Source organism: Nonomuraea sp. K271 (genome assembly GCF_009908215.1).
GTDB lineage: Bacteria > Actinomycetota > Actinomycetes > Streptosporangiales > Streptosporangiaceae > Nonomuraea > Nonomuraea longispora.
In genome coordinates this window covers 1-23,309 of record NZ_JAAAHR010000115.1, presented here as the reverse complement: position 1 = coordinate 23,309, position 23,309 = coordinate 1, and the positions used below count along the sequence as shown (strand labels likewise).

At 72.1% G+C, this 23,309-nt stretch carries 25 protein-coding genes; 15 read left to right on the top strand and 10 right to left on the bottom strand.

The features are described from left to right. Window positions 1–97 precede the first annotated feature (97 nt). Complete coding sequence (locus tag GUY59_RS31605) at window positions 98–1,699, top strand: CocE/NonD family hydrolase (protein ID WP_201761572.1); 1,602 nt, start codon at window positions 98–100, stop codon at window positions 1,697–1,699. Next, window positions 1,681–2,625 (top strand): helix-turn-helix transcriptional regulator, encoded by a 945-nt coding sequence (locus tag GUY59_RS31600; protein WP_138201737.1) that lies wholly within the window; start codon window positions 1,681–1,683, stop codon window positions 2,623–2,625. The genes GUY59_RS31605 and GUY59_RS31600 overlap by 19 nt, the downstream gene beginning before the upstream one ends. Window positions 2,626–2,628: 3 nt before the next feature. Here the strand turns inward: GUY59_RS31600 and GUY59_RS31595 are convergent, their stop codons facing one another. Continuing rightward, the gene (locus GUY59_RS31595) at window positions 2,629–3,531 is read right to left on the bottom strand and encodes an SDR family oxidoreductase (RefSeq protein ID WP_138201736.1); all 903 of its coding nucleotides are present in this window, start codon (window positions 3,529–3,531) and stop codon (window positions 2,629–2,631) included. A 308-nt stretch (window positions 3,532–3,839) separates the two neighbouring features. On the opposite strand from GUY59_RS31595, the gene GUY59_RS31590 reads away from it, so the two are divergent. After that, window positions 3,840–4,049, top strand: coding sequence for a DUF3311 domain-containing protein (locus GUY59_RS31590; protein ID WP_132637286.1), 210 nt, complete (start codon window positions 3,840–3,842; stop codon window positions 4,047–4,049). Continuing rightward, window positions 4,046–5,656 carry a monocarboxylate uptake permease MctP gene (gene mctP, locus GUY59_RS31585; protein ID WP_138201735.1) on the top strand — a complete coding sequence of 537 codons (1,611 nt, stop codon included), beginning with the start codon at window positions 4,046–4,048 and terminating at the stop codon, window positions 5,654–5,656. The genes GUY59_RS31590 and mctP overlap by 4 nt, the downstream gene beginning before the upstream one ends. 57 nt (window positions 5,657–5,713) lie before the next feature. On the opposite strand, the gene GUY59_RS49170 is transcribed toward mctP, so the two are convergent. Continuing rightward, on the bottom strand, window positions 5,714–6,064 hold the full coding sequence (locus GUY59_RS49170; protein ID WP_138201734.1) for a DUF6285 domain-containing protein: 351 nt from the start codon (window positions 6,062–6,064) through the stop codon (window positions 5,714–5,716). 127 nt (window positions 6,065–6,191) lie between these two features. Between GUY59_RS49170 and GUY59_RS31575 the strand changes: the two genes are divergently transcribed. Genes GUY59_RS31575 through GUY59_RS31565 form a run of 3 tightly spaced genes read left to right on the top strand, consistent with a single transcriptional unit; the run spans window position 6,192 to window position 9,174 of the window. Next, window positions 6,192–6,974 carry a CPBP family intramembrane glutamic endopeptidase gene (locus tag GUY59_RS31575; protein ID WP_132333560.1) on the top strand — a complete coding sequence of 261 codons (783 nt, stop codon included), beginning with the start codon at window positions 6,192–6,194 and terminating at the stop codon, window positions 6,972–6,974. Between the two features lie 50 nt (window positions 6,975–7,024). After that, complete coding sequence (locus tag GUY59_RS31570) at window positions 7,025–8,215, top strand: acyl-CoA dehydrogenase family protein (RefSeq protein ID WP_138201733.1); 1,191 nt, start codon at window positions 7,025–7,027, stop codon at window positions 8,213–8,215. After that, window positions 8,212–9,174 (top strand): phosphotransferase family protein, encoded by a 963-nt coding sequence (locus GUY59_RS31565; RefSeq protein WP_252374992.1) that lies wholly within the window; start codon window positions 8,212–8,214, stop codon window positions 9,172–9,174. Before GUY59_RS31570 ends, GUY59_RS31565 begins: the two co-directional genes overlap by 4 nt. Before the next feature lie 10 nt (window positions 9,175–9,184). Here the strand turns inward: GUY59_RS31565 and GUY59_RS31560 are convergent, their stop codons facing one another. The 3 genes from GUY59_RS31560 to GUY59_RS31550 form a co-directional block, all read right to left on the bottom strand. Next, window positions 9,185–9,787, bottom strand: coding sequence for a TetR/AcrR family transcriptional regulator (locus tag GUY59_RS31560; protein ID WP_138201732.1), 603 nt, complete (start codon window positions 9,785–9,787; stop codon window positions 9,185–9,187). Continuing rightward, the gene (locus GUY59_RS31555; RefSeq protein WP_138201731.1) at window positions 9,784–10,242 is read right to left on the bottom strand and encodes a hypothetical protein; all 459 of its coding nucleotides are present in this window, start codon (window positions 10,240–10,242) and stop codon (window positions 9,784–9,786) included. The genes GUY59_RS31560 and GUY59_RS31555 overlap by 4 nt, the downstream gene beginning before the upstream one ends. A 180-nt stretch (window positions 10,243–10,422) precedes the next feature. Next, complete coding sequence (locus GUY59_RS31550; RefSeq protein ID WP_138201730.1) at window positions 10,423–10,956, bottom strand: DUF6609 family protein; 534 nt, start codon at window positions 10,954–10,956, stop codon at window positions 10,423–10,425. A gap of 206 nt (window positions 10,957–11,162) precedes the next feature. Here GUY59_RS31550 and GUY59_RS31545 point away from each other — a divergent pair, with 206 nt between their 5' ends. Continuing rightward, window positions 11,163–11,843, top strand: coding sequence for a class I SAM-dependent methyltransferase (locus GUY59_RS31545; protein ID WP_138201729.1), 681 nt, complete (start codon window positions 11,163–11,165; stop codon window positions 11,841–11,843). 102 nt (window positions 11,844–11,945) lie between these two features. Here GUY59_RS31545 and GUY59_RS31540 read toward each other — a convergent pair whose 3' ends face one another. Next, window positions 11,946–12,668, bottom strand: a complete 723-nt coding sequence (locus GUY59_RS31540; protein WP_201761571.1) for a PP2C family protein-serine/threonine phosphatase — start codon at window positions 12,666–12,668, stop codon at window positions 11,946–11,948. Window positions 12,669–12,867: 199 nt separating this feature from the next. On the opposite strand from GUY59_RS31540, the gene GUY59_RS31535 reads away from it, so the two are divergent. Genes GUY59_RS31535 through GUY59_RS31520 form a run of 4 tightly spaced genes read left to right on the top strand, consistent with a single transcriptional unit; the run spans window position 12,868 to window position 17,483 of the window. Beyond that, on the top strand, window positions 12,868–13,635 hold the full coding sequence (locus GUY59_RS31535) for a hypothetical protein (protein WP_138201727.1): 768 nt from the start codon (window positions 12,868–12,870) through the stop codon (window positions 13,633–13,635). Next, entirely contained in the window at window positions 13,632–14,762 is a 1,131-nt protein-coding gene (locus tag GUY59_RS31530) for a hypothetical protein (protein WP_138201726.1), read from the top strand. Before GUY59_RS31535 ends, GUY59_RS31530 begins: the two co-directional genes overlap by 4 nt. 19 nt (window positions 14,763–14,781) lie before the next feature. Then, a complete protein-coding gene (locus GUY59_RS31525) occupies window positions 14,782–16,209 on the top strand; it encodes a hypothetical protein (RefSeq protein ID WP_138201725.1) in 1,428 nt (475 codons plus the stop codon). After that, window positions 16,206–17,483 (top strand): AAA family ATPase, encoded by a 1,278-nt coding sequence (locus GUY59_RS31520; RefSeq protein ID WP_138201724.1) that lies wholly within the window; start codon window positions 16,206–16,208, stop codon window positions 17,481–17,483. The genes GUY59_RS31525 and GUY59_RS31520 overlap by 4 nt, the downstream gene beginning before the upstream one ends. Window positions 17,484–17,532: 49 nt before the next feature. Here GUY59_RS31520 and GUY59_RS31515 read toward each other — a convergent pair whose 3' ends face one another. Together GUY59_RS31515 and GUY59_RS31510 are read right to left on the bottom strand one after the other, a co-directional pair. Next, window positions 17,533–18,438, bottom strand: coding sequence for a GNAT family N-acetyltransferase (locus GUY59_RS31515; RefSeq protein WP_330849241.1), 906 nt, complete (start codon window positions 18,436–18,438; stop codon window positions 17,533–17,535). 121 nt (window positions 18,439–18,559) lie between these two features. Then, window positions 18,560–20,140 carry an MDR family MFS transporter gene (locus GUY59_RS31510; protein ID WP_252374991.1) on the bottom strand — a complete coding sequence of 527 codons (1,581 nt, stop codon included), beginning with the start codon at window positions 20,138–20,140 and terminating at the stop codon, window positions 18,560–18,562. Between the two features lie 97 nt (window positions 20,141–20,237). Here GUY59_RS31510 and GUY59_RS50935 point away from each other — a divergent pair, with 97 nt between their 5' ends. Together GUY59_RS50935 and GUY59_RS31500 are read left to right on the top strand one after the other, a co-directional pair. After that, a complete protein-coding gene (locus tag GUY59_RS50935; protein ID WP_132333552.1) occupies window positions 20,238–20,783 on the top strand; it encodes a TetR/AcrR family transcriptional regulator in 546 nt (181 codons plus the stop codon). Between the two features lie 88 nt (window positions 20,784–20,871). Beyond that, window positions 20,872–21,303: an ATP-binding protein gene (locus GUY59_RS31500; RefSeq protein WP_138201722.1), complete on the top strand. Its 432-nt coding sequence runs from the start codon at window positions 20,872–20,874 to the stop codon at window positions 21,301–21,303. On the opposite strand, the gene GUY59_RS31495 is transcribed toward GUY59_RS31500, so the two are convergent. Further along, on the bottom strand, window positions 21,300–21,644 hold the full coding sequence (locus GUY59_RS31495) for a hypothetical protein (protein ID WP_138201721.1): 345 nt from the start codon (window positions 21,642–21,644) through the stop codon (window positions 21,300–21,302). The genes GUY59_RS31500 and GUY59_RS31495 overlap by 4 nt on opposite strands. Window positions 21,645–21,715: 71 nt before the next feature. Next, window positions 21,716–22,699, bottom strand: a complete 984-nt coding sequence (locus GUY59_RS31490; RefSeq protein WP_138201720.1) for a Ppx/GppA phosphatase family protein — start codon at window positions 22,697–22,699, stop codon at window positions 21,716–21,718. 338 nt (window positions 22,700–23,037) lie between these two features. On the opposite strand from GUY59_RS31490, the gene GUY59_RS31480 reads away from it, so the two are divergent. After that, window positions 23,038–23,309: SUMF1/EgtB/PvdO family nonheme iron enzyme (locus tag GUY59_RS31480; RefSeq protein ID WP_330849240.1), on the top strand; the 272-nt coding region annotated here is incomplete at its 3' end.

Here is a 23,309-nt window from a genome sequence, read left to right as displayed (position 1 = left end):
GCCACATACGCCCGCCCCGCCCCTGAGCCGCAGGGGGCGGGGCGGGCGCTCCACCCCGAATACCGCCTCCGGGGCGGCTTCTGTTAGTGGTAAGTGCATGAGACGTGTGCGGCTCCAGCGTGATGTTCCCGTGCCGATGCTGGACGGCGTGACGCTGCTGGCCGATCACTACGCCCCGGCCTCGGGCGGGCGGGCCCCGGTCATCCTGATGCGCTCGCCGTACGGCCGGCGCGGCTGGCTCGGCCTGGTCTACGGCCGTGGTTTCGCCCGGCAGGGCTTCCACGTCGTCATCCAGAGCTGCAGGGGCGGCTTCGGCTCCGGCGGCTCGCTCGACCCGCTCGGCGACGAGCACGACGACGGGCTGGCCACCGTGGCGTGGCTGCGCGAACAGCCCTGGTACGGCGGCTCGTTCGCCATGTTCGGCCCCTCCTATCTGGGCTACACGCAGTGGGCGATCGCGCCCTACGCCGGGCCGGAGCTGAAGGCCATGGCCCTGCAGATCACCGCCTCGCAGTTCCGTGACGCCGCGTACGTGGGCGGCGCGTTCGCGCTGGAGTCGGCGCTGAGCTGGACGACGCTCACCGACGGCCTGTCGCGGCGCTTCGGCGGCGCCTCGGTGCTGACCGCGCCCCGGCTCACCCGCAGGGCGGTCCTGTCGGGCCGGCCGGTGGCCGAGCTGGACGTGGTCTCGGCCGGCCGGCCGCTCCGCTTCTACCAGGACCTGATCACGCACCACGCGGACCCCCACGTCCCCTACTGGGACAAACGCGACTTCTCCCCCAAGGTGGGCGAGGTGGACGCGGCGGTGACGATGCTGGGCGGCTGGTACGACGTCTTCCTCCCCTGGCAGCTCAAGGACTACGCGGCCCTGCGGGCGGCGGGACGGCGGCCCTACCTGACGATCGGGCCGTGGTACCACATCGACGCCCGGCACGGACGTCCCACGCTGATCGAGGCGACGGCCTGGTTCCGCGCGCACCTGCTCGGCGACTTCTCACGGCTGCGCCCCGACCCGGTGCGGATCTACGTGACGGGGGCCGGGGAGTGGCGCGACCACTCCGACTGGCCGGTGCCCGGGATGCGGGAGCAGCGCTGGCACCTGCAGCACGGGTTCGGCCTCGGGGCCGAGGGCCCGCGCGAGGCCGGACCCGACCGTTTCCGCTACCACCCCGGCCACCCCACGCCGGTGATCGGCGGGCCCGTGCTGCTCGGCGACTCCAGGCCCCGCGACCAGCGGCGGCTGGAGCAGCGCCGCGACGTGCTGGTCTACAGCTCCCCCGTGCTCGGGCAGGCCGTCGAGACGATCGGCCCGGTCCGCGCGGAGCTGTTCGTCCGGTCGAGCACCCCGTACGTGGACGTCGTCGTGCGGGTGTGCGACGTGCACCCGGACGGGCGCTCGGTCAACGTGTGCGAGGGCGTGCGCCGCCTCAGCCCGGGAGACGGGACCGGCGGCCAGGACGACGGGGACGGCGTGCGCCGGGTGGAGGTGGACCTGTGGCCGATGGCGCACCGGTTCCGGCGCGAGCACCGGATCAGGGTTCACGTGGCGGCCGGAGCGTACCCGACGATCGCCCGCAACCCCGGCACGGGCGACGCGCTCGCGTCGGACGGCGCGATGGTGCCCGCCGACGTCGAGGTGTTCCACACCCCCGACCGTCCCTCCGCCGTGGTGTTGCCGCTGTGCGCGCCTCGCGGTTGATGTCGCTGGTCCTGCTCCTGCAGGGCCGGGGCGGGATGACGGCGGCCGAGCTGGCCGCCGAGCTGGAGGTCTCCGAGCGGACCGTGCACCGCGACGTGCTCGCGCTGTCGGAGGCGGGCGTGCCCGTCTACGCCGACCGCGGGCGGGGCGGCGGCTACCGGCTGCTCGACGGCTACCGTACGCGGCTGACCGGGCTGGACAGGGCGGAGGCCGAGGCGCTGTTCCTGTCGGGGGTGCCGGGGGCGCTGCGGGAGATGGGGCTGGCGGACGTCGCGGCCACGGCCCGGTTGAAGGCCGCCGCCGCGCTCTCGCCCGCCCTGCGCGACGCCCCCGAGGTCGCGGCGCAGCGTTTCCACCTGGACGCGCCCGGCTGGTTCGCCGGCGGCGACCCGCCCCCGGCGGCGCTCGGGCCGCTGGCCAGGGCCGTGTGGAACGACCGCCGCGTCCGGGCCGTCTACAAGGGCACCGCCCGCACGCTGGAGCCGTACGGGCTGGTGCTCAAGGCGGGCGCCTGGTACCTGGCCGCCCGGCGCAGGGACCGGTTCCTCATCTTCCGGGTGCACCGGTTCGGCGAGGTCACGGAGCTGGCCGAGCCCTTCGACCGCGACCCGGGCTTCGACCTGGCCGGCTTCTGGGCCGGCCGGTCGGCGGAGTTCAGCCGCTCGCTGCTGAGGGACGTGGTCACGCTGCGGCTGACCGAGCGCGGGCTGCGGATGTTGCGGCACGTCGCCGACCCGGCCGCGGTCGACGACGCGCTCGCCTCACTCCAGGACGACGGCACCGTACGGCTGGCGGTGGAGTCGACCCGCGTGGCGTACTCGCAGGTGCTGCGGTTCGGGCCGGAGGCGGAGGTGCTCGGCCCGCCCGAGCTGCGCGCGATGCTCGCCGACGCCGCCGCCCGCATGGCGCGGCTCTATGGCCGCTGAGCGTCAGCGGTAGGCCTCCCAGCCGGCGTCGCCGCCCTTGTCGAGGACCTCGGTCATGTAGCGCCACACCTGGGGGCGGCTGCCGTCCACGTCGGTGACGCCGTACGCGTCGGCCAGGTCGCCGCTCTCCACCGACCGGCCCGACCAGCGCGCCTTGTCCGGGTCCTGGGCGAGCGCGGCCACGCCCCTGCCGATGTAGGCGGGCGTCTCGGAGACCATCCAGGCGCGCTGGTGCTCGCTCTGCATCGTCGCCTCCCGCCAGGTGTCCTCGGTGACGCCGTAGTGCTCGAGCATCGCCTCCGAGCGCAGGAAACCCGGTGTGACCACCACGGCCGTGCCGCCGTGCGGGCGCAGCTCCGTGGACCAGGCCAACGCCAGCCGGTTCACCGACCACTTGGCCAGGTCGTAGTAGACGTTCTCCCGGTAGTGGGTCTCGTTGTAGGCCCGGGTGCCGTCGGTGACCTCCACCACCAGCCCGCCCTCGTTGGCGACGAGCAGCGGGAACAGGTGCCTGGCGCTGATGAGGTGGGTGTCGATGGCCAGTCTGAGCAGGCGCAGTCCCTTGTCCAGGTCGTGCTTCCAGACGGGCGTGTCCCACTCCCACAGGTGGTCGGCGCCCCACACGTCGTTGACCAGCACGTCGAGCCGGCCGTGGTCGCGTTCGACCCGCCCGGCCAGCTCCGCCACCTGCTCCGGCCGCAGGAAGTCCGTCCTGACCGGGATGCCCGTGCCGCCGGCCGCGGTCACCAGTTCGGCCGTCTCCTCGATGGTCTCCGGGCGGTCCATCTCCGAGCGCCCGGAGCGGGTGCTCCTGGCGGCGCAGTACACCGTCGCCCCGATCGCGCCCAACTCGACCGCTATGCCTCGTCCCGTTCCGCGGGTCGCGCCCGCCACTACGACAATCATGCGACCGATCGTCGCGACAAAAGAGGACACCTCATGTCATGTTTTGTTCGGCGAACCGTTCGGCGCACACGATTGACCACTCGACGACCGACTCTGACGGCGGTCCGGCACCTGTCACTAGGGTCGGTACGGGCGACGTGACGCTGCCGGGCCCGGCGTCTCGGATGCCGGGAACCCTCCGCATATTTAGGCCAAACCGTAACATTCGGGACGTTGGGTTACATAACCCCGCGAAGTTACTCTCCCTCTGCTGACTAACCGTCAGGAGCCTGTCACCAAGCGGCTCTGATCCATTCATCGGAGGGTCGATGACCACCGGGGAACCCGGGCAGCCACGCACCGACCGCAGCCCATGGAACTGGCTGCTCGTCGTGCCGATCGCGCTGCCGTTGATGACGTTCCTGTTCAACGCCGACGAGCCCCGTCTGCTGGGCTTCCCGCTCTTCTACTGGCTCCAGCTCGCCTTCATCGTGGTGGGCGTCACGTGCACCACGATCGTCTACAGGATGACCAGATGAGCGGGCACGTGACCGAGCTGGTCGTCTTCACGCTCCTGTTCGTCCTCGTCAGCGGCATGGGGTTCGTCGCCTCGCGCTGGCGGCGGCCCGACGACCTGGCCAGCCTCAAGGAATGGGGCCTCGGCGGGCGCAGCTTCGGCTCGTGGATCACCTGGTTCCTCGTCGGCGGCGACCTCTACACCGCCTACACGTTCGTGGCGGTGCCCGCCCTGGTGTTCAGCGCCGGCGCCCTGGGCTTCTACGCGCTGCCGTACACGGTGGTCGTCTACCCGCTGGTGTTCCTGGTGCTGGCACGGATGTGGTCGGTCTCGCACGTGCACGGGTTCGTCACGCCCGCCGACTTCGTACGGGCCAGGTTCGGCTCGCCGACGCTGGCGCTGGCCGTCGCGATCACCGGTCTCGTGGCCACGATGCCGTACATCGCGCTGCAGCTCGTGGGCATCGAGGCGGTACTCAAGGCCATGGGCATCACCGGGCACCTGCCGATCGTCATCGCGTTCGCGATCCTGGCGGCGTACACGTACCAGTCGGGGCTGCGCGCGCCCGCGCTGATCGCGTTCGTCAAGGACGCGCTGATCTACATCGTGATCCTGGCGGCGGTCATCTACATCCCGGCACAGCTGGGCGGCTGGGACTCCGTCTTCGACGCGGCCAAGGCCAAGTTCGACACCACGCCCGCGCAGGGTGACGGCTACCTCCTCAACGCCGGCAACCAGCTCCAGTACGTGACGCTCGCGTTCGGCTCTGCGCTGGCGCTGTTCCTCTACCCCCACAGCCTCACCGGCGTGCTCGCCTCCAAGAACCGCAACGTCATCAAGCGCAACATGTCGGCCCTGCCGGCCTACAGCTTCGTGCTCGGCCTGATCGCGCTGCTCGGGTTCATGGCGATCGCGGCGGGCACCAAGCCGGTCGTGGGCGAGAACGGCAAGGCCGACGCCAACACCATCGTGCCGGTGCTGTTCGACCAGATGTTTCCCGACTGGTTCGCGGGCGTCGCGTACGCCGCCGTCGGCATCGGCGCCCTCGTCCCCGCGGCGATCATGTCGATCGCGGCGGCGAACCTGTTCACCCGCAACATTTACCGCGAGTACCTCAACAAGGACGCCACCGACTCCCAGGAGGCCAAGGTCTCCAAGATCGTGTCGCTGGTGGTCAAGGTGGGCGCGGTGTTGTGCATCCTGCTGCTCGACCCGCAGTTCTCCATCGACCTGCAGCTCATCGGCGGCGTGATCATCCTCCAGACGCTGCCGTCGGTGGCGCTGGGGCTCTACACCCGCTGGTTCCACAGGAGCGGTCTGATCGCGGGCTGGGCGGCCGGCCTGGCGTCGGGCATGTGGATGCTCTACCTGATCCCCAACCCGGCCAGCGGCAAGCAGCACTTCGGCGGCTCGGCGTTCGGGCTGTCGAACCTGGGCTTCGACACCAGGATGACGGTCTACGCCGGGTTCCTGGCGCTGATCGTCAACCTCGCCGTGGCGGCGCTGGGCACGCTGCTGTTCCGTGCCGCGAAGGTGGCCGACGGCGACGACGCGACCGCGCGCGACGACTACTTCGCCGACGAGGGCGAACCGAAGGTCAAGGACCTGGACCTGACCGGCTCCCACTGACGCGAGCGCGTGCCGGCCCGTCGCCTCCCGCGGGCGGGCCGGCACGGGTCCAGGCCGTCAGCCGGCCGACGGGTAGTCCGGGTGGGCCACCGCCAGCTTCGCCAGCACGGCCCGCTCGAGCGCCGAGATCAGCTCCTCGCCGTCCTCGACCCGGCCCTCGCGGATGGCGGCGGCCAGTGCGGCGTCGCCGCCCATGCCGAGGGCGGCCAGCCGGGCCGCGTGCTCGCCCGCCTGGCCGGAGCCGAGCTCGATCTCCCGCTGCACCATGGCGAGCACGTTGATCGCGACGCGGGCGTGGTAGCGCGTCCTGCCGTCCACGGCCGGGAGCACGTCGGTCTGGAGGAAGTCGCGGACGGCGGCGACGAGCTGCGCCGCCGTGGGGACGTCGTGCGGGCTGGAAGGGGTCACCCGTCCAGCGTAGTTTCGGCCGGCTCACCGCGGAGGTGCCCGGGATGCGGCCCGGCGCTGGGGCCTTTATCCGAGAAGGTATGGGGCCTTTATTCGGGTCCGATCATGTAGAGGCTACTCTGCGGCCATGACCACACAGTCTCCGCTCGCGCCCGCCCCTGTGCTCGGGCCCCGTCTCGTCAGGGCCGAGGTCATCGTCGTGCTGTCGGTCTCGCTCGGCGCCAGCGCTCTGGTGGCGATCGTCCGGCTGATCGGGGCGCTCACGGCGCCGAAGGAGCTCAAGGGTCAGCAGGCCGTGCTCGTCGGGTCGATGGCGCCGGATCGGCCCTGGCTGGACCTGGCGTTGCAGCTGGTTCAGATCGCGATCGCGGTGGCGCCGGTCGGGCTGGTGGCGTACCTGCTGGTGCGGTCGGGCGAGTCGCTGCGCACGATCGGCGCCGACTTCCGCAGGCCCGGCGGCGACCTGTGGCGGGGGGCGGCGCTGGCGGCCGTCATCGGCGGCTCGGGGCTGGCGTTCTACCTCGCGGTGTGGGCGTCGGGGGTGAACCTGACCGTCGTGCCCGGCGCGCTGCCCGAGGTGTGGTGGCAGGTCCCGGTGCTGCTGCTCGCCGCCGCGCAGAACGGCGTGCTGGAGGAGGTGCTGGTCGCCGGCTACCTGCTGCACCGGCTGGGGCAGGCCGGCTGGACGCCGTGGAAGGCCGTCGCGGTCTCGTCGGTGCTGCGGGGGTCGTACCACCTGTATCAGGGGTTCGGGGGGTTCGTCGGGAACGTGGTGATGGGCGTGGTGTTCGGGCGGCTCTACCAGCGGTGGGGGCGGGCGATGCCGCTGATCGTGGCGCACACGCTGATCGACGCCGTCGCCTTCGTCGGGTACGCCTTCCTGCGCGGCAAGGTGAGCTGGCTGCCCTGACCTCTGCTTCCTCTGTTGACGGGGCGGCCGTCCGGCGTTGTGATCCTTGCATGAGCTTCGCCGTGCCCGACCGCGTCCGCCCTGTCCGCGACGCCGTCCACGCGTTCATGACCGAGCGGGTGGAGCCGGCCGAGCCGGTGCTGCACCCGGGCGGGCCGCAGGCCGCGCGGACGCTGGACGAGCTGCGGGCCGAGGCCAGGAAGGAGGGCCTGTGGGCGCTCGGCCACCCGCGCGAGCTCGGCGGCGGCGGACTGCCGTTCCTCGACTACGTCTACGTCAACGAGGTGCAGGGACGCAGCGAGTACGGCCAGCTCGCGCTCGGCACGTTCACCCTGCAGGACTCCCTGATGCTGCACGAGCACGCCTCGCCCGAGCAGCGGGAGCACTATCTCGACCCGCTGGTGCGCGGCGACATCTGGCCCAGCTTCGCGATGACCGAGCCGGCGGTGTCGAGCAGCGATCCCACACAGATCACGACGGCCGCCGTGCTCGACGGGGACGAATGGGTCATCAACGGGCACAAATGGTTCACCACGGGAGCGTCGCGGGCGGCGTACACGACCGTGATGTGCAGGACCGAGCAGGACGCCCCGCCGCACCTGGCGTTCTCCATGATCCTGGTGCCGACCGGCACCCCGGGCTACACGATCGTGCGCGAAACGCCCGTGCTCGGGCTCGACGGCGCTCACTGCGAGGTGCGCTACGACGACGTCCGCGTACCCGCCGGCAACCTGCTCGGGCCGCGCGGGCAGGGGTTCGTCATCGCGCAGAAGCGGCTCGGCCCAGGCCGGATCTTCCACTGCATGCGCTGGCTGGGACAGGCGCAGCGGGCCTTCGACCTGATGTGCCGCAGGATGCACGAACGCAGCGCGTTCGGCGAGCCGCTGGCCGCCAAGCAGCTCATGCGGCAGCACGTGTTCGACTCCTACGCCGAGATCCAGGCCGCCAGGCTGCTCACGCTCGACGCCGCCGAGGCCATCGACGCGGGTTCGCAGGCGCGGGTGGAGATCGGCGCGATCAAGGTGGTGGGGGCGCGCATGCTGCACAACGTCATCGACCGGGCCATCCAGGTGTACGGCGCCGCCGGGCTGACCCCCGACACCCCGCTGGAGCGGATGTACCGGCACGCACGGGCCGGGCGGATCTACGACGGGCCGGACGAGGTGCACATCGACGCGGTGGGCCGCCGCGTCCTGGGCACGTACGCGGCAGGCGGCACCTGGGAGTTCGGTCTCCGGTGAACGACCCGCACACCATCGCCGCCGAGGCGTTCGGCCCGGGCACGCGCGTCACGTCCAGCGTCAGGCTGCCGGGCGGCGCCTCAAGGGAGACATGGGCCCTGGACGTCACCGACCCGGGCGGCGGCCGGCACGAGCTGGTCCTGCGGCTCGGCTCGCCCGGCACGGCCCTCCAGGATGAGGGGTTCGGCGGTGACCTGGAGTCCGAGGCGAGGCTGATGCGGGCCGCGGCGGACGCGGGCGTGCCGGTGCCGGAGATCGTCGCCTGCGGCGCGTCGTACCTGCTCATGACCCGGGTGCCCGGCGAGACGATCCCGCGCAGGATCCTGCGCGACGACGCCTACGCCACGGCCAGGCCCCGCCTGGCCGCCCAGTGCGGGCGGGCGCTGGCGGCCGTCCACCGCATGCCGCTCTCCAGCGCGCCGCGTGAGGAGCCGGGCGACCCGCTGCCGAGCTGGCGCGACCTGCTCGACCGGCTCGGCGAGCCGCACCCGGTGTTCGAGCTGGCGTTGCGCCGGCTGGCGGCCGACCGTCCGCCCGCCTCGCCAGTGAGCGTCGTGCACGGCGACTTCCGCAACGGCAACCTGATCGTCGGCCCCGAGGGGATCAGGGCGGTACTGGACTGGGAGCTCGCCCACGCCGGCGACCCGCTGGAGGACCTCGGCTGGTTGTGCGTGAAGTCGTGGCGGTTCGGCTCGCCGCTGCCGGTGGGCGGGTTCGGGCACTACGACGACCTGATCGACGCGTACGAGCGGGCGGGCGGCGTACCGGTGGACCGCGAGGCGCTGCGCTGGTGGGAGACGTTCGGCGTGCTCAAGTGGGGTGTCATCTGCGTCATGCAGACCATGCGCCACCTGCGCGGCGGCGCGCGGTCGGTCGAGCTGGCCGCGATCGGGCGGCGGGTGTGCGAGAACGAATGGGACCTGCTCCAGATGATGCGCGCACGCGCGTCCCGCGCCTGAGCGGCGCCGGTCAGGCGCCTCCCACGGTGTGCGGAGCTCGGGCGCCGGAGAGCGCGGCGGCGATCACGTCCACCAGCCCCTCGACCACCTGTGTACGGTCCACCTCCGGATGCTCCAGCCACCAGTCGCCGGTCGTCTGCACCATGCCGACGAAAGCGTGCCCGAGCACCTGCGCCCGCACCGGGTCGGCCACCACACCCTCGGCGGCCAGCACACCGCCCAGCTCCTCCCCCAGGCCGCGCACCAGGGAGGTCATGCGGGAGCGGAGCGCGGTGTCCTCGGCCCCGGCCCGGTCGAACAGGAACCGGTAGAGGTTGAAGTTGGCGGAGACCAGGTCGAGGTAGACGCTGATGGCGGCTCTCGCCCGGCCGCGCGGGTCGATGCCGGGAGCGGCGAGCCAGGGCCGCAGCCGGCCGATGACCGTGCGCACGTGGCGGTCGGCCAGCGCCTGGTAGAGACCGCTCTTGTCGCCGAAGTGGCGGTAGAGGATGGGTTTGGTGACGCCCGCCTCGGCGGCGATGGCCGCCATCGACACCTCGGGGCCTTCCCTCGTGATGACCCGGTCGGCCGCGTCGAGCAGCGTCCTGCGCCGATCCGGATCACGCCCGCTCACCCTCCCAGCTTAGATCGCACCCGTACGGGCGGCAGCGCCGAGAGCACCAGCAGCGCCCCGATGAGCAGGTAGAGGCCGGTCGTCCCGGCCAGCGTGCCGGGTGGCTCGCCCGGCTGCGCCCACGGCACACCGTCCGGCCGCGCCCACGGCAGCCCGCCCGAGCCGGCCCAGGGCAGCCGGCCGGCGGCGCCGAGCGCGGCGTCCAGGTCGAGCGCGAACAGCAGGCCCGCCGACGCCAGTGGCACACCGCAGCACAGCGCCGCCGGCGGCCAGGCGGCCAGCACGGTGACGATGGCGGCCACCGCGCCTAGGTAGGCCAGGCCGTACGGCGCTGGGCCGAAGGTGGCGACGCCCGCGCGCAGGGCCCTGGCGGCCGCCTCGGTCAGGTAGTAGACGGGGATGAGCGCGGTCAGTCCGGCCACGGCTCCCATCGCCAGCCGGGTCCCGTGGTTCACGTGCCGCCCCGCCCTCCCGCCGTTTCCCGCCCCTGTGATCGCGCTGTACCCGCCGGAAACCCTATCGGGCCAGCTCAGCGGCGTGCGGCGATTCGTGGAAGTGCCGGCCGCCGGGTGGCCCGCATGGCCGGCGCGGGGCACGGGCGTCGGTCCTGCCGGGCCCTGTGGCGGTGGACCGGCTCAGGCGAAGGTCAGCGCCGGGTAGCCGAGCAGCATCACCGCGCCGAAGCCGAGCTTCAGCAGCGCGTCGATGACGCCGAACACCGGCAGCGGGGCGGCCTTGAGCCGCAGCCCGGCGGCCGCGTTGGCCAGGGTGAGCAGGCCGAGCAGGGTGATCAGCGGGCCGTGGGCCAGGCCCATCGGAACGAAGTGCACGCCCACCACGAACAGGATCCACAGCAGGACCGTGCGGTCGTCGGCACCCTTGGTCTTGGTGAGCACGAGGTAGATCAGCCCGGCTTCGAGCATGAACGACCCGACGAGCCCGGCGATGTGGGCGAACGACGGCGAGCCGAGGCTGGGCAGCAGCGCGCTCAGGCCGCTGCCGACGAACCCGGCGGCGAAGCCGCCGATCAGGAACTGCAGCCAGTACGTACGGAAGATCCAGCTCAGCAGGAATCCGGCGCCCACGCCGATCAGGAACAACCCGCCACCTCGGATCAGCGGATAGGGGTGATCCACCACCGCGGACAAAACCATATAGACGTGCGACATACCGACTTCTTTCGCGAAAGGGGAAGCCACCCTAGCGGATCGTCGATCGCCACATCGCGAGCATTTTGCCCCGGCGCAGGAAGCGCCGGAGCGGGGTGCGCCAGGTGTCCGTACCGGCCGCTGGTCGGGACGAGGGCGCCTCACGCGGGAGGGCGGGGCGACGTTCCCCTGGCCCGACGCCTCATCCGCGAGTTAGTTTCGGGGGCATGCGCAACTCAGGCACGGGCCCCGGCCCCATCACCCCCGACGGATCCCCTGTCGACTTCTACAGCGCGCTCAGGCCCTACGGCGAGCCGGCGATCGTCGCGCAGGTCACCCCGCCCGGCGGCACCGTCCTGGAGTTGGGAGCGGGCGTCGGCCGCGTCACGCATCCACTCGTCGAGCAGGGCTTCGAGGTGGTGGCCGTCGACGAGTCGGCCGAGATGCTGGCCCGCGTGAGCGGCGCGCGCACGGTGCTCGGCCAGGTGCAGGACCTGTGCCTCGACCGGCGCTTCGACACGGTCATGCTGGCCTCCCAGATGGCGAACACCGTGGACGACGCGGTCAGGCGCGGCTTCCTGGCCACGTGTGCGCGCCACGTCAAGCCCGGTGGCGCGGTGCTCCTGCAGTGGATGCCGGCCGAGGCGCACGACCGGTGGCACGTGGGCCAGGGACGCCAGGACGGCGACGTCACGATCACCTTGACGGCCGTCGAGGAGGTGTCCCCCGGCATCTTCCACGCGACCATGAGCTACACCTACGGCGGGGACAAGGTGTGGACGCAGTCGTTCTCGTCCAGGCGCTTCACCGACGAGGAGCTGTCGGCTGAGCTGGCCGCCGAGGGCCTGAGGTTCGACCGTTTCCTGACCCGCGACCGTACCTGGGTCAGGGCCTCTCTCCCGGATTGACCCGGGCAGGCGCCTTTACGGCGTAGATCGACGCGAGTGCCCGTGCCTGATCCACGGCCTGCGCCGTCGCGGTGGCCCGCTGACGGCGGCGCCCTGGCCCTGTCAGCGGGTCCGGGCCACCAGCAGGGCGACGTCGTCCTCGGCGGGGCCGTCGCCCACGATCGAGCCGATCACCGAGGCGCACAGGTCGTCCAGCGTCCGAGGGGCGCGAGCCAGCGCGGCCCCGAGCCGCCGCATGCCCGCCTCCAGGTCGCTCCCGCGGGTCTCGATCAGGCCGTCGGTGTAGAGGGCGAGCACGGTGCCCCGGTCCAGCTCCAGTTCCAGGGACTCGAACGAGGCCAGCCCCACGCCGATCGGGGTGCCGCTGAGCAGGCGGGGGAAGCTCACCTCCCCCGACGGGTGCAGGAGGGCGGGCGGCGGGTGCCCGGCAGCGGCCATGACGCAGCGGCGGGTGGCCGGGTCGTAGAGCGCATACAGGCAGGTGGCGCCCGTGGGGTCGGTCGGCGCGCCGCCATGGTCCTCCTCCTCGGCCAGCCGGACGACGAGATGGTCGAGGTGCGCCAGCAGCTCGTGCGGCGGCAACCCCTCGTACGTCAGCGTGCGCACGGCCGTGCGCATGCGTCCCATGCCGGCGGCGGCGTAGATGCCGTGCCCGGTCACGTCGCCCACGACCAGCGCGATGCGGCCGTCGGGCAGCGGGATCGTGTCGAACCAGTCGCCGCCGACCCCTTCGTACAGGTCGGAGGGCAGATAGCGGGAGGCCACGTCGAGAACGCCGGCCCCGTTCAGCCGGCGCGGCAGCAGGTTGCGTTGCGTTGCGGCCATGTCCTCTACCGTCCATGTTGCGAATGGCCTGAACTCCGCCAGCATAGCCATGCTGACCTGCGAAGACGTTTCGCTGGCCGGGGCCGGCGGGCGGCGGCGGGCCTGCGGGAAGCCGGGCTCCTTTACGGTGTAGATCTCATAATGAGTTGAATCTCGCCGATTTACTGGAAAATGCTGGGATGGTTGATACAGTCGCGCCATGAGTGACCGGCTGGACGATCTCGAGCGGCGGATCGACGAGCTGCGGGCGGGCGTACGCACGGCGATGCGCGCCAGGGACGGCGCACAGGCCCGCGTCCTGCGGGCCGAGCTGCGCAGCGCCGAACGCGCCTGGGACGCCCTGGTGAGCGGCGAGCAGCCCGCCAAGGAGGAGCCACCGCGCCTGGTCACCGTGCGCGAGCAGGTGCACCAGGGGCTGCGGCTGCTGGGGGCGGCCGCCCAGCCGCGGCTGATCGTGGCCGTCAGCACCGCGTTCTTCGGCGGCACGATCAGCAGCAGCCGGCTCACCTGCCTGCGCAGGGACGAGGAGCGCTCGTTCAGGTCGTTGCCGTTCGGGCGGCCGTACTATCTGTGCGCCGCGCTCACCGACCGCCTCTCCCCCGCCCGCGGCCTGCTCACGCTCAGCACGTGGCCGCTGGAGCGGCGCGTGGTCGGCCCGCTCAGCCCCCGCGTCGACTTCCTGACCTGCGCCATCGCGGTGGCGGAGCAGAAGACGGACGACGAGCGCGCGGACCGGTTACTTCTCAGGATGGCGAGGAACATCCCCGGCGCCACCGACGGCACGCTAAGCCCGCCCGACCCCGGGCGGGTGGCCGAGGCAGCGCGCGCGGAGCTGCGCGTCCACGCCGATCGCGACACGCGGGATCGCGCTGAGCTGGCCGAACGCGCCGCGGCGCAGCTCGGTGACACCGCCAGGCTGTTCGGCGCCGCTACGCTGAGCACGATCAAGAAGGAGAACGCCACGTGAGCGGCTTGAAGCGCGAGGGCGACCACGCGCACCGGCTGGAGGCGTTGCGGGGCACCACTCCGCAGCAGCCGCACGACGCCCGCGCCATCGCGGCCCTGGCCGCGAACCCCGGCTGCGCCCGCCGCGCCCTCATGGACGGCGCCGGCGTCGACAAGGACGCAGCCGCCCGCCACCTGGGGTTTCCCGCGCCGTTCGGGCAGTCACCGTTCGCGATCACGCGCGGCAACGTGTTCGAGGCGCTGGTCAAGGCCGACGGGTGCGCGGAACTGCTGCGGATGTTGCGCGAGCTGCTCGGCCTGCCCGTCGCCGAGGTCGCCTACCACGACGTGGAGAACGTCGGCGCCCACCTGCGCCACGCCCACACCAGGACGCTGATCGACCGGGCCGCCCGCGACGGGCACGACGCGGGCACCCTGTACGACCACCCGCTGCTCAGCCTGGAGATCGCCGGTCACACCGCCTACCTGGAGCCGGACGTGGTGGCCTTCCAGCTCGGCGGCCGCTTTCACATCGTGGAGATCAAGTCGTTCGCGGTGATCGACGGCCAGGCCGACCCGTCGGCGGTGGCGGCGGCCGCCCGCCAGGCCGCCGTCTACGTGCTGGCGTTGCGCACGCTGCTGGAGGAGCTGGGCCACGACCCGCTCAAGGTCTCGCACGACGTGGTGCTGGTCTGCCCGGAGAACTTCGCCAACCGTCCCGTCGCCTCGCTGGTCGACGTGCGCAGGCAGCTCGCCGTGCTGCGCCGCCAGCTCACCAGGATGACGAGCCTCGACCGGCTGCTCGAAGGGCTGCCCGAGGATCTGACGTTCGACCTGCGGCCGGACGAGGACGGACGGCCCACCCGGTCGGTCGCCGAGCTGGCCGACGCACTGCGCAGGACGACCGCCCGCTACGCCCCCGACTGCCTGTCCACGTGTGACATGTGCTTCTTCTGCCGCGACGAGGCCCGCCAGGAAGGCGCCTCCGACCTGCTCGGCCGGCAGGTACGCGACGAGCTGGGCGGGGTCGCCTCCGTCACCGAGGCGCTGGGCCTGGCCGACGGCACCCGCGACCCGGCCGAGGGCCAGGAGGAGATCGCGCGGCTGCTCCGCAACGCCGAACGCCTGCGCGGGGAGTGCCTGGCGTGAGCCCGTACGGGAGCCCCACGTGAGCCTGCTGACCTCGCTCGCCCGGCTGCGGGCCCTCGACGAGGGCATCGCGCAGCCCATCGCGACCGTCAGGCACTGCCATCTGGCGGCTCGGCCGATGGTGTTCGTCCCGCTCAAGCTGTCGGGTGAGGCGGCCGCGCCGCTGGCGGCGATGCTCGGCACCGACCGTGACCGGCCACGCCTGCTGGTGGTGACGCAGCCGCGCAACCGCGACCTGCGCTTCGCCTGGGCGGCGGAGCTGGCGGGGGTGTTGCTGCCGTACGTCGAGGGGTTCCTGCACCGGACGGAGACGGTGGAGCGCAGGAACGCCGACCCGTACGAGCGGGCGGTCGACGCGCCGCAGATCGTCGTCCCCAACCAGGCGGGCGTGGGCTTCGTGCGGCTGCTCGGCCGTTCGATGCGTTTCCGCCGGGCCGACGGGCCCTATCCGGTGCCGGAGTCGGTGCCGCTGCTGGGGCGGTGGCTGACCTATTTCGGGGAGCGGGCCGCCTACCCCGGCTCGTCGCTGATGCCGGCCATGACGGAGGAGCTGGGCCGCCACTGGGCCAGCGGGCAGAGCCGCCTGGAGGACGCCAATTTGGCGGCGCTGCTCGCCTGGATCGCCACCGGTCCGAGCGACGACGCCGAGGACCCGCTGATCTGGCCGCCGGCCGGGCCGGCGACGGACCCGGGGTTCGACGCGGAGGTGCTGGCGCCGGCGATGGAAAGCGGCTCGCCCGAGCGGGTCACCGAGGCGCTGCGCACCCAGCTGGAGCCGACGTGGGGGCTCATGTGGCAGGCGATCGACCTGCTCGCCGGGCTGGAGGCGGGCGCCGGGGTGGCGTCACGGTGGGAGCAGGACCGCGGCTCGTTCAGCGGCATGGCCGCGCACATCGCCGAGGGCGCGCCGCCGCAGCCCCGGCGCGACGGCGCGGTCGCCGCCGCGGCCAAGCTGGCCCGCATGGAGCGCGCCCAGGCCGCCTACGACGTGCAGCGCGCCTATGATGACCCGCTCGTGATGGCCGAATACCGGCTGACCGGGGAGGCGTTCGCGGGCGAGGTGGTCGACACCGACCCGGGCAACACCGAGGGCGAGGGCCGCTCGCGCAAGCTCCGGCCGATCGTGGTCATCAAGACCGACGATCCCGTACGCCTCGCGCCCGGCGCGTCCCTCGGCACCCCGCAGCGCCGCGGGCAGGGCGCGGAGCTGGTGTCGGCCGGAGACGGCCTGGTCACGGTAAAGATCACCAAGGGCATGGGCCGTGGCAGGACCGCCGCGCCCGGCGCCGTGCCGGAGATCGGCGAGCGCGTCTGCTACACCTCGCTGACGGACGAATTCCAGGGCTCCCCCGCGCTGCCGGACGCCGAGGCCACCCCGTGGACGCACGGAGGTCCGCCGCAGGAGTACGTGCCCGACGACGAGGACGCCCAGGAGGAGTGGTCGTGACCGGCAGCCCGGAGCAGGTCATCAGGAACGTCCTCGCCGACCTGCCCCGCCACCGGGGCGTGGTCGTCGACTCGCCGCCGGGCGCGGGCAAGTCCACGCTGGTCGTACGGGCCGCCGCGCACATCGCCGCCACCGGCGAGCCCCTGATGATCGTCGCTCAGACGAACGAGCAGGTCGACGACCTGGTGACGCGGATCTCCGCCGGCCATCCCCGTCTGACGGTGGGCAGATTGTCGGCCGGCGGCTACGTGCCGCCGCTGCGGCTGCTGGAGCTGCCCGGCGTCCGGGTGGGCACGAGGGTGCAGGATCTGGACGATCCCGACATCGTCATCGCCACGGCGGACAAATGGGCGTGGATCGGCGGCCGGGTGTGGCCGTGGGCGATCGTGGACGAGGCGTACCAGATGCGCTCTGACAAGCTGCTGCGCATCGCCGGGCTGTTCGAGCGGGCGCTGTTCGTGGGCGATCCCGGGCAGCTCGACCCGTTCTCGATCGTCGACGGTGACCGCTGGTCGGGATTGTCGTGGGATCCGCTGCAGAGCGCGGTGTCGGTGCTGTTGCGGCACAACCCCGACCTGCCGGTGCACCGGCTGCCGGTGTCGTGGCGGCTGCCCGCGTCGGCCGCGCCGGTGGTCTCGCGGGCGTTCTACCCGTTCACCGGGTTCCGGTCGGGCACGTCGGAAGGGGATCGGCGGCTGGAGCTGGCCACCGGCGGCATGGGCACGCCGCACGACCGGGCGCTGGAGGAGGCGGCCAGGTCGGGGTGGGCGCTGCTGGAGCTGCCCAACCGGCACACCGTGCGTACCGACGGCGAGGCCGTGCAGGCGGTGGCGCTGCTGGCCGGGCGGCTGCTGCAGAGGGGCGCGGTGGCGAGCTCGGAGCAGGGTGAGCGGCCGGTGACGGCGGACCGCGTCGCGGTCGGCGCTGCGCACCGCGACCAGGTGGCCGCCATCCGAGCGGCGGGCGTGCCGCCGGAGATCACCGTGGACACCGCCAACCGGCTGCAGGGCCGCGAGTACGACGTGACGATCGTGCTGCACCCACTGTCGGGGCGCCGGGACGCGACGGCCTTCCACCTGGAGTCGGGCCGGTTGTGCGTGCTCGCCTCACGGCACCGCCACGCGTGCGTGGTCGTGGCCAGGGCGGGCATCGCCGAACTCCTCGACGCGCACCCGTCGGCGGAGCCGGTGCAGTTGGGGGTGCCGGTGAAGTTCCCCGACGGGTGGGAGGCGAACCAGTCGGTGCTGGACCATCTGTCCCGCCACCGCGTCTGACGTCTCGGCAGGTGTGTGCCGCCGTGTGTGCCGCTGTGCCGGGCCGACGTCAGAGGCGACGGTGCCAGACGTCGATGGCCATGACCGGGCGCATGCCCGCCGACTCGTACAGCCCCGGCGCGGGCGTGGTGTTGTTGCTGTCGACGTGCAGGATCGTGCCCCTGCGGCCGCGCGAGGCGTCGGCGGCGAAGGCGTGGCGCAGCAGGAAGCGGCCCAGCCCCTGCCTACGGAACTCCGGCAACACCGCGAGCGTGGCCACATAGCCGCAGTCCTGGTCGGGCACGAACTGGTCGCTCCCGATCACCACCCCCGCCGCCCACCCGTCGATCCTGGCGAGCGCGAGCTGGTTCCAGTCGTTGGCGGTCTGCGCCTGCCTGCGTTCGTACCACAAGTCGTAGTCGAGCTTCACGAATCCGAAGTGCTCGGCGAAGGCCTCCTGTTGCACGCGGTGCGCCTCGCGGCGCACCGCGTCGTCGGCGCCGGAGCTCAGCGTGAGCCCCGGCGGCGGGGCCGGCGGCTCCACGGGGCCGTCGTGGTCGATGCGCATGCGGTGAAAGCTCGTGCCGGGCTCGAAACCCAGTTCCCTGGCCATGGCGCGCTTGGCGTGGTCGGCGCGGTGCACCCCGAGGTGAACGGTCGCGCCGCCGTGGCCGCGCTCGGCGGCCAGCTCGCGGGCCCGTCCGAGGACGGCCGGCCAGAGCTCCTCCGCCAGGCCCTCGACGTCGGGACGGATGATCACGTCGACGTCCACCAGGTCGCTGTCGCCGTTGCTGCACGCCCAGGCAGAGGCGAGCAGCCTGCCGTCGGCGTCCTGCGCCAGCCAGCCGTCCTTGTCGCGGTCGAAGCCGGGCTCGACGAGCTCGTCGGCGACGTCCTCAGGCGTCATGTCCGGCGCCCCGATCACCGCGGTCTCGTAGGCGGAGATGAGTTCGTACATGGCCGCGGCGTCTTCCACGCGTGGACGGCGGAGGCTGTGCATGGGGCAATTGTCCGCGAACCGCCTCCCCGGCGCCTCTCCTTTTCGGCCGGCCACGCTCCCAGGTACCGTGGCACCTGCGTTCAGGAGGAGTGGCTGGTCACGTGGCCGCCGGGGCGACGGGCTCCTCGTCGGAGGCGGCGGCCTGCGCAGGAGCGGCGCCGCGCAGCGGGATCTCCTGGATGAAGGCCGCCAGCACCGGCACGGCCACGGCGAACGCGATGGCCCACCAGAAGACGCCGGAGATCGAGGCCGCCAGCGACTCCAGCAGCCCGGTGCGGACCTGGGCGGGCATCGCGGCGACCGCGCCGGGGTCCATCCTGGCGCCGGTCCTCGCCATGCGCTCGGCCGCCTGCGGTCCGAACCTGCCGGTCAGCTCGGACAGGAAGGCGCTGTTGAAGAGCGCACCGAACAGCGAGACGCCGAAGGAACCGCCGATCGACCGGAAGAACGTGGCCGTGCTGCTGGAGACGCCGAGGTCCTTCTGCTCGACGCTGTTCTGGGCGATGAGCATCGTGGTCTGCATGAGGAACCCCATGCCGAGGCCGAGCACCGCGATGTAGACGCCGGTCAGCCAGGCCGGCGTGGTGACGTCCATGGTGGACAGCAGCCACATGCCCACGGCCATGCCGACGCCGCCGATCACGGGGTAGACCTTGTACTTGCCCGTGGCGGTGATGGCCTTGCCCACGAACAGCGACACCACCATGGAGGCGCCCATCATCGGCAGCAGCAGCAGTCCGGAGTTGGTGGCGGTGGCGCCCTGCACCATCTGCTGGAAGAGCGGCAGGAAGTTGATCGCGCCGAACATGGCGAAGCCCAGCAGGAAGCCGATGGCCGAGATCAGGGTGAAGTTGCGGACGCGGAAGAGCTGCAGCGGCATGATGGGCTCGACGGCCCGCCGCTCGACCAGGACGAACGCGGCCAGCGTGACCACGGCGAGCGCGACCAGGGCGAGGATCTGCCAGGAGCCCCACGCGTACTCGTTGCCGCCCCAGGTGGTGATGAGCACCATCGCGGTGATGCTGACCGACAGCAGGATCGCGCCCGCCCAGTCGATGCGCACCTGCGTCTTCTCCACCTTGGGCAGATGCAGCCTGAGCACCAGCAGGACCAGCGCGACCGCGCCGATCGGCAGGTTCACGTAGAAGGCCCAGCGCCAGTCGAGATGGTCGGTGATGAAGCCGCCGACCAGCGGGCCCGCGATCATGGCCAGCGACATGACGCCGGCCATGATGCCCTGGTACTGGCCGCGCTCGCGGGGCGGCACGAGGTCGCCGATGATCGCCATGACGTTCACGATCAGGCCGCCGGCCCCCAGGCCCTGGATCGCGCGGAACGCGATCAGCTCGGCCATGCCGTCGTCCGGCCCGCCGAGCACCTCGGAACCGGCCATGCCGCAGAGCACCGAACCGATCATGAAGATGACGATCGAGACGATGAAGATGGTCTTGCGGCCGTACAGGTCGCCGATCTTGCCCCATATCGGCGTCGACACGGTGGTGCCCAGCACGTACGCCGTGACCACCCAGGACAGGTGGGCCAGCCCGCCCAGCTCCCCCACGATGCGCGGCATGGCCGTGCCCACGATCATGTTGTCGAGCATCGCCAGCATCATCGCCAGCATCAGCCCGGGCAGGACGACCATGACCTCGCGGCGCCGTCCGACTGCCTCCGCCACCTGTTACCCCCTGCGTGCCACTCCTTACTTGCCGACCGGCAAGCGTAGAATAAGCTAGATACTTACTTGTCGGCCGTCAAGTCGAAATAGGTGCGAAGTGCGGGAAGACACGCGAACCCGGATCCAGGAGATCGCGCTCAGGCTCTTCACCGAGCAGGGTTACGAGGCGACCTCCCTCCGGGAGATCGCCGAGGAGCTCGGGGTGACGAAGGCCGCGCTCTACTACCACTTCAAGACCAAGGACGACATCGTGGCGAGCCTGGTCGATCTCCGGCTGGCCGACATCGAGGAGCTGCTCGCGTGGGCGCGCAGCCGGCCCAAGACCCCGGAGATGCGCCGGGAGCTGGTCGAGCGTTACGCCGACTACCTGCGGCGCACCCGGCACCTCGGCGTGGCGAGGTTCCTTGAGCGCAACCAGACGGCGCTGCGCGACCATCCGACGCTCATCAAGATCCGTGAGCGGATGATGGAGCTGACGCACGAGATGAGCGGGCCCGAGGCGACGCCCGTCGAGCGCATCAGCCACTCGCTGGCGCTGTTCGGCCTGCACGCGGGCAAGTGGCTGGCCCTGGAGGGCGAACTGTCGGAGGAAGAGATTCACAAGGCCACGATCGAGGTGGCCATGCGGCTCATCGAGCCCTGATCACCCGGACTTATAACGCCTAAAGGGACGATTGGTGCGCGCGATCAGGGGCAGTGGGATGACACGCATCGACAAGGGAGGAGGCGCGGTGGAGACCACGATAGCGCTTCGGTTGCCCCGCGATGCGGCGAGCGTCCCGCTGATCAGAGAGATGCTGGACGGCACGCTGCGCTCGCTCGGCGTCGATCCGCAGGTCCGCGACGACATCGAGCTCATGCTCACCGAGGCGTGCTCCAACGTGATCAAACACGCGGCGCCCAGCGACGACTACCGCGTCTACGCCATCGTCGATGACGAGCGGTGTGTCATCCAGGTGGTCGACCACGGTGGCGGCTTCGACCCGCGCAAGATCGTCGACCACGGCCCCGGCGCCGAGCACGGACGCGGGCTGCAGATCATGCGGGCACTCGCCGACGACATCCGCTTCGCCAACAAGGGCCAGGACGGCGCCATGGTGTGCCTGGAGAAGCGCCTGCGCTACGCCCCGGGCGCGGCCGGCTCGCACCTCATGACCACCTAGATCTTGCTGTGCCGCTCCGCCGGCCTGCGGTCGCGCAGGCGTACGCGGTGCGGATGACCGCGTTCGGCAGGGCGGGCGCCGAGGCGGAACCGGCGGCGCACCCGGGGCGTGCCCCCGCTCAGCTCGGCCCGCCGCCGCGCCGGTACGGCGCTGCCGCTCAGCTTCAGCTCCAGTCCCGCGTCCCCGCGGCCCAGCCGTCTGCGCATCCCGCGCCAGTTCAGCATCACGGCGGCCATCGTCACGAAGGTGATCATGGCGATCACCGCGACGAGCAGCACGGCCATGACGATGAGGAGGACGACGACCGTCAGGGAGCCGATCGCGCCGAGGACTTCCACCATTCGGCAGAAGATGCCCGCCTACCAGCGGTTCATGCCAGATCTTCGGATAGAACGCTCTTACCCGGCCCGCTTCACTCGCCCTCTTGCCCGGTCTCTTCGCCCGCCAGGGCGTGCGCCTGGTCGAGGCGGCCGGGCAGGAGGTCGAGGCGGCGCAGAATGACGCCCTCGCGCAGCGCCCACGGGCACACGTCGAGCCGATCCACCTCGAACAGGTCCATGGCCGCGTCGGCGACCAGCGCGCCCGCCGCCAGTTGCGCCGCCCGGCCCTCGGACACGCCGGACAGCCGGGCCCGCTCGGCGGCCTCCATCGTGGTGAGCTTGGCCGCCCAGTCGGCCATGTCCTCGCGCGACAACGAGCGCGCGACGTAGGGGCCCTCGCTGGAGGGCGCCGCGCCGGCGATCCTGGCCAGCTGCTTGAAGGTCTTGGAGGTGGCCACCGCGCGGTCGGCCGCGCCGTATCGCACGACGTCGCCGACGGTGCGGGCGATCTCGGCGCGTACGTGCTTGCGCAGCTTGCGCACCTCGTCGGCGGAGGGCGGGTCGCCGGTGAACCAGTCGCGCGTCAGCCGCCCGGCGCCCAGCGGCAGCGACACGGCCACGTCGGGCTCCTCGTCGACGCCGGCGGCGATCTCCAGCGAACCGCCCCCTATGTCGAAGGCCAGCAGCCGCCCCGACGACCACCCGAACCACCGCCGCACGGCGAGGAACGTCAGCCTGGCCTCGTCGCGCCCGGACAGCACGGTGATGTCCACGCCGCAGCGCCGGTCGATCCCGGCGAGCACCTCCTCGCCGTTGGCGGCCTCGCGCACGGCGGAGGTGGCGAAGGCCACGAGGTCCTCGACCCCCTTGTCCTCGGCGAGGGCGACGGCCTCCTCCACGAAGGCGCCCAGCCGCTCGATGCCCTCGCCGGCCAGCCGGTTGTCGTCGCCGAGATGCTCGGACAGGCGCAGCTCGACCTTGTGGGAGTAGGCGGGCATGGGCCGGGCGCCGCGGTGGGCGTCGACGACCAGTAAGTGGACTGTGTTCGAGCCGATGTCCAGCACGCCGAGTCGCATGGCGAAACGCTACCGTCCTGCGGCTTCGGCGACGACACGCGGCCCGGCGCTGACGCGCGTGGAAGAGGGCGGGCGGCCGGTGCCGGACGGTCCCGGGGAGCGGAACCGCCCTGTCGTGGCAGGCGTCGTGGCGGGCGTCGTGGCAGGCGTCGTGGCAGGCGTCGTGGCAGGCGTCGTGGCAGGCGTCGTGGCAGGCGTCGTGGCAGGCGTCGTGGCAGGCGTCGTGGCAGGCACGCTCAGGCACTACCCTTCCTTGGTGTCACCACACGTTGGGGGGATCTGTGAACGCTTGCTGCGGTCCGAGCAGAAACGCCACCTCAGGGCCCGTTCAGGAGGCCGTGAAGATCACCGGGCGGCGGACGGTGCCGCGCGGCATGGTTCGTATCCCGGGCGGGACGTTCCTGATGGGCGGCGACGACCCCGACGGGCGGCCCGAGGACGGCGAGGGGCCGGTGCGCGAGGTGCGGCTCGACCCGTTCCTGATCGATCCGGTGTGCGTCACCAACGCGCAGTTCGCCACCTTCGTCAAGGAGACCGGCTACGTCACCGAGACCGAGCGGATCGGCTGGTCGTTCGTGTTCCACCAGTTCGCCACGGGTGGGGTGCTGGA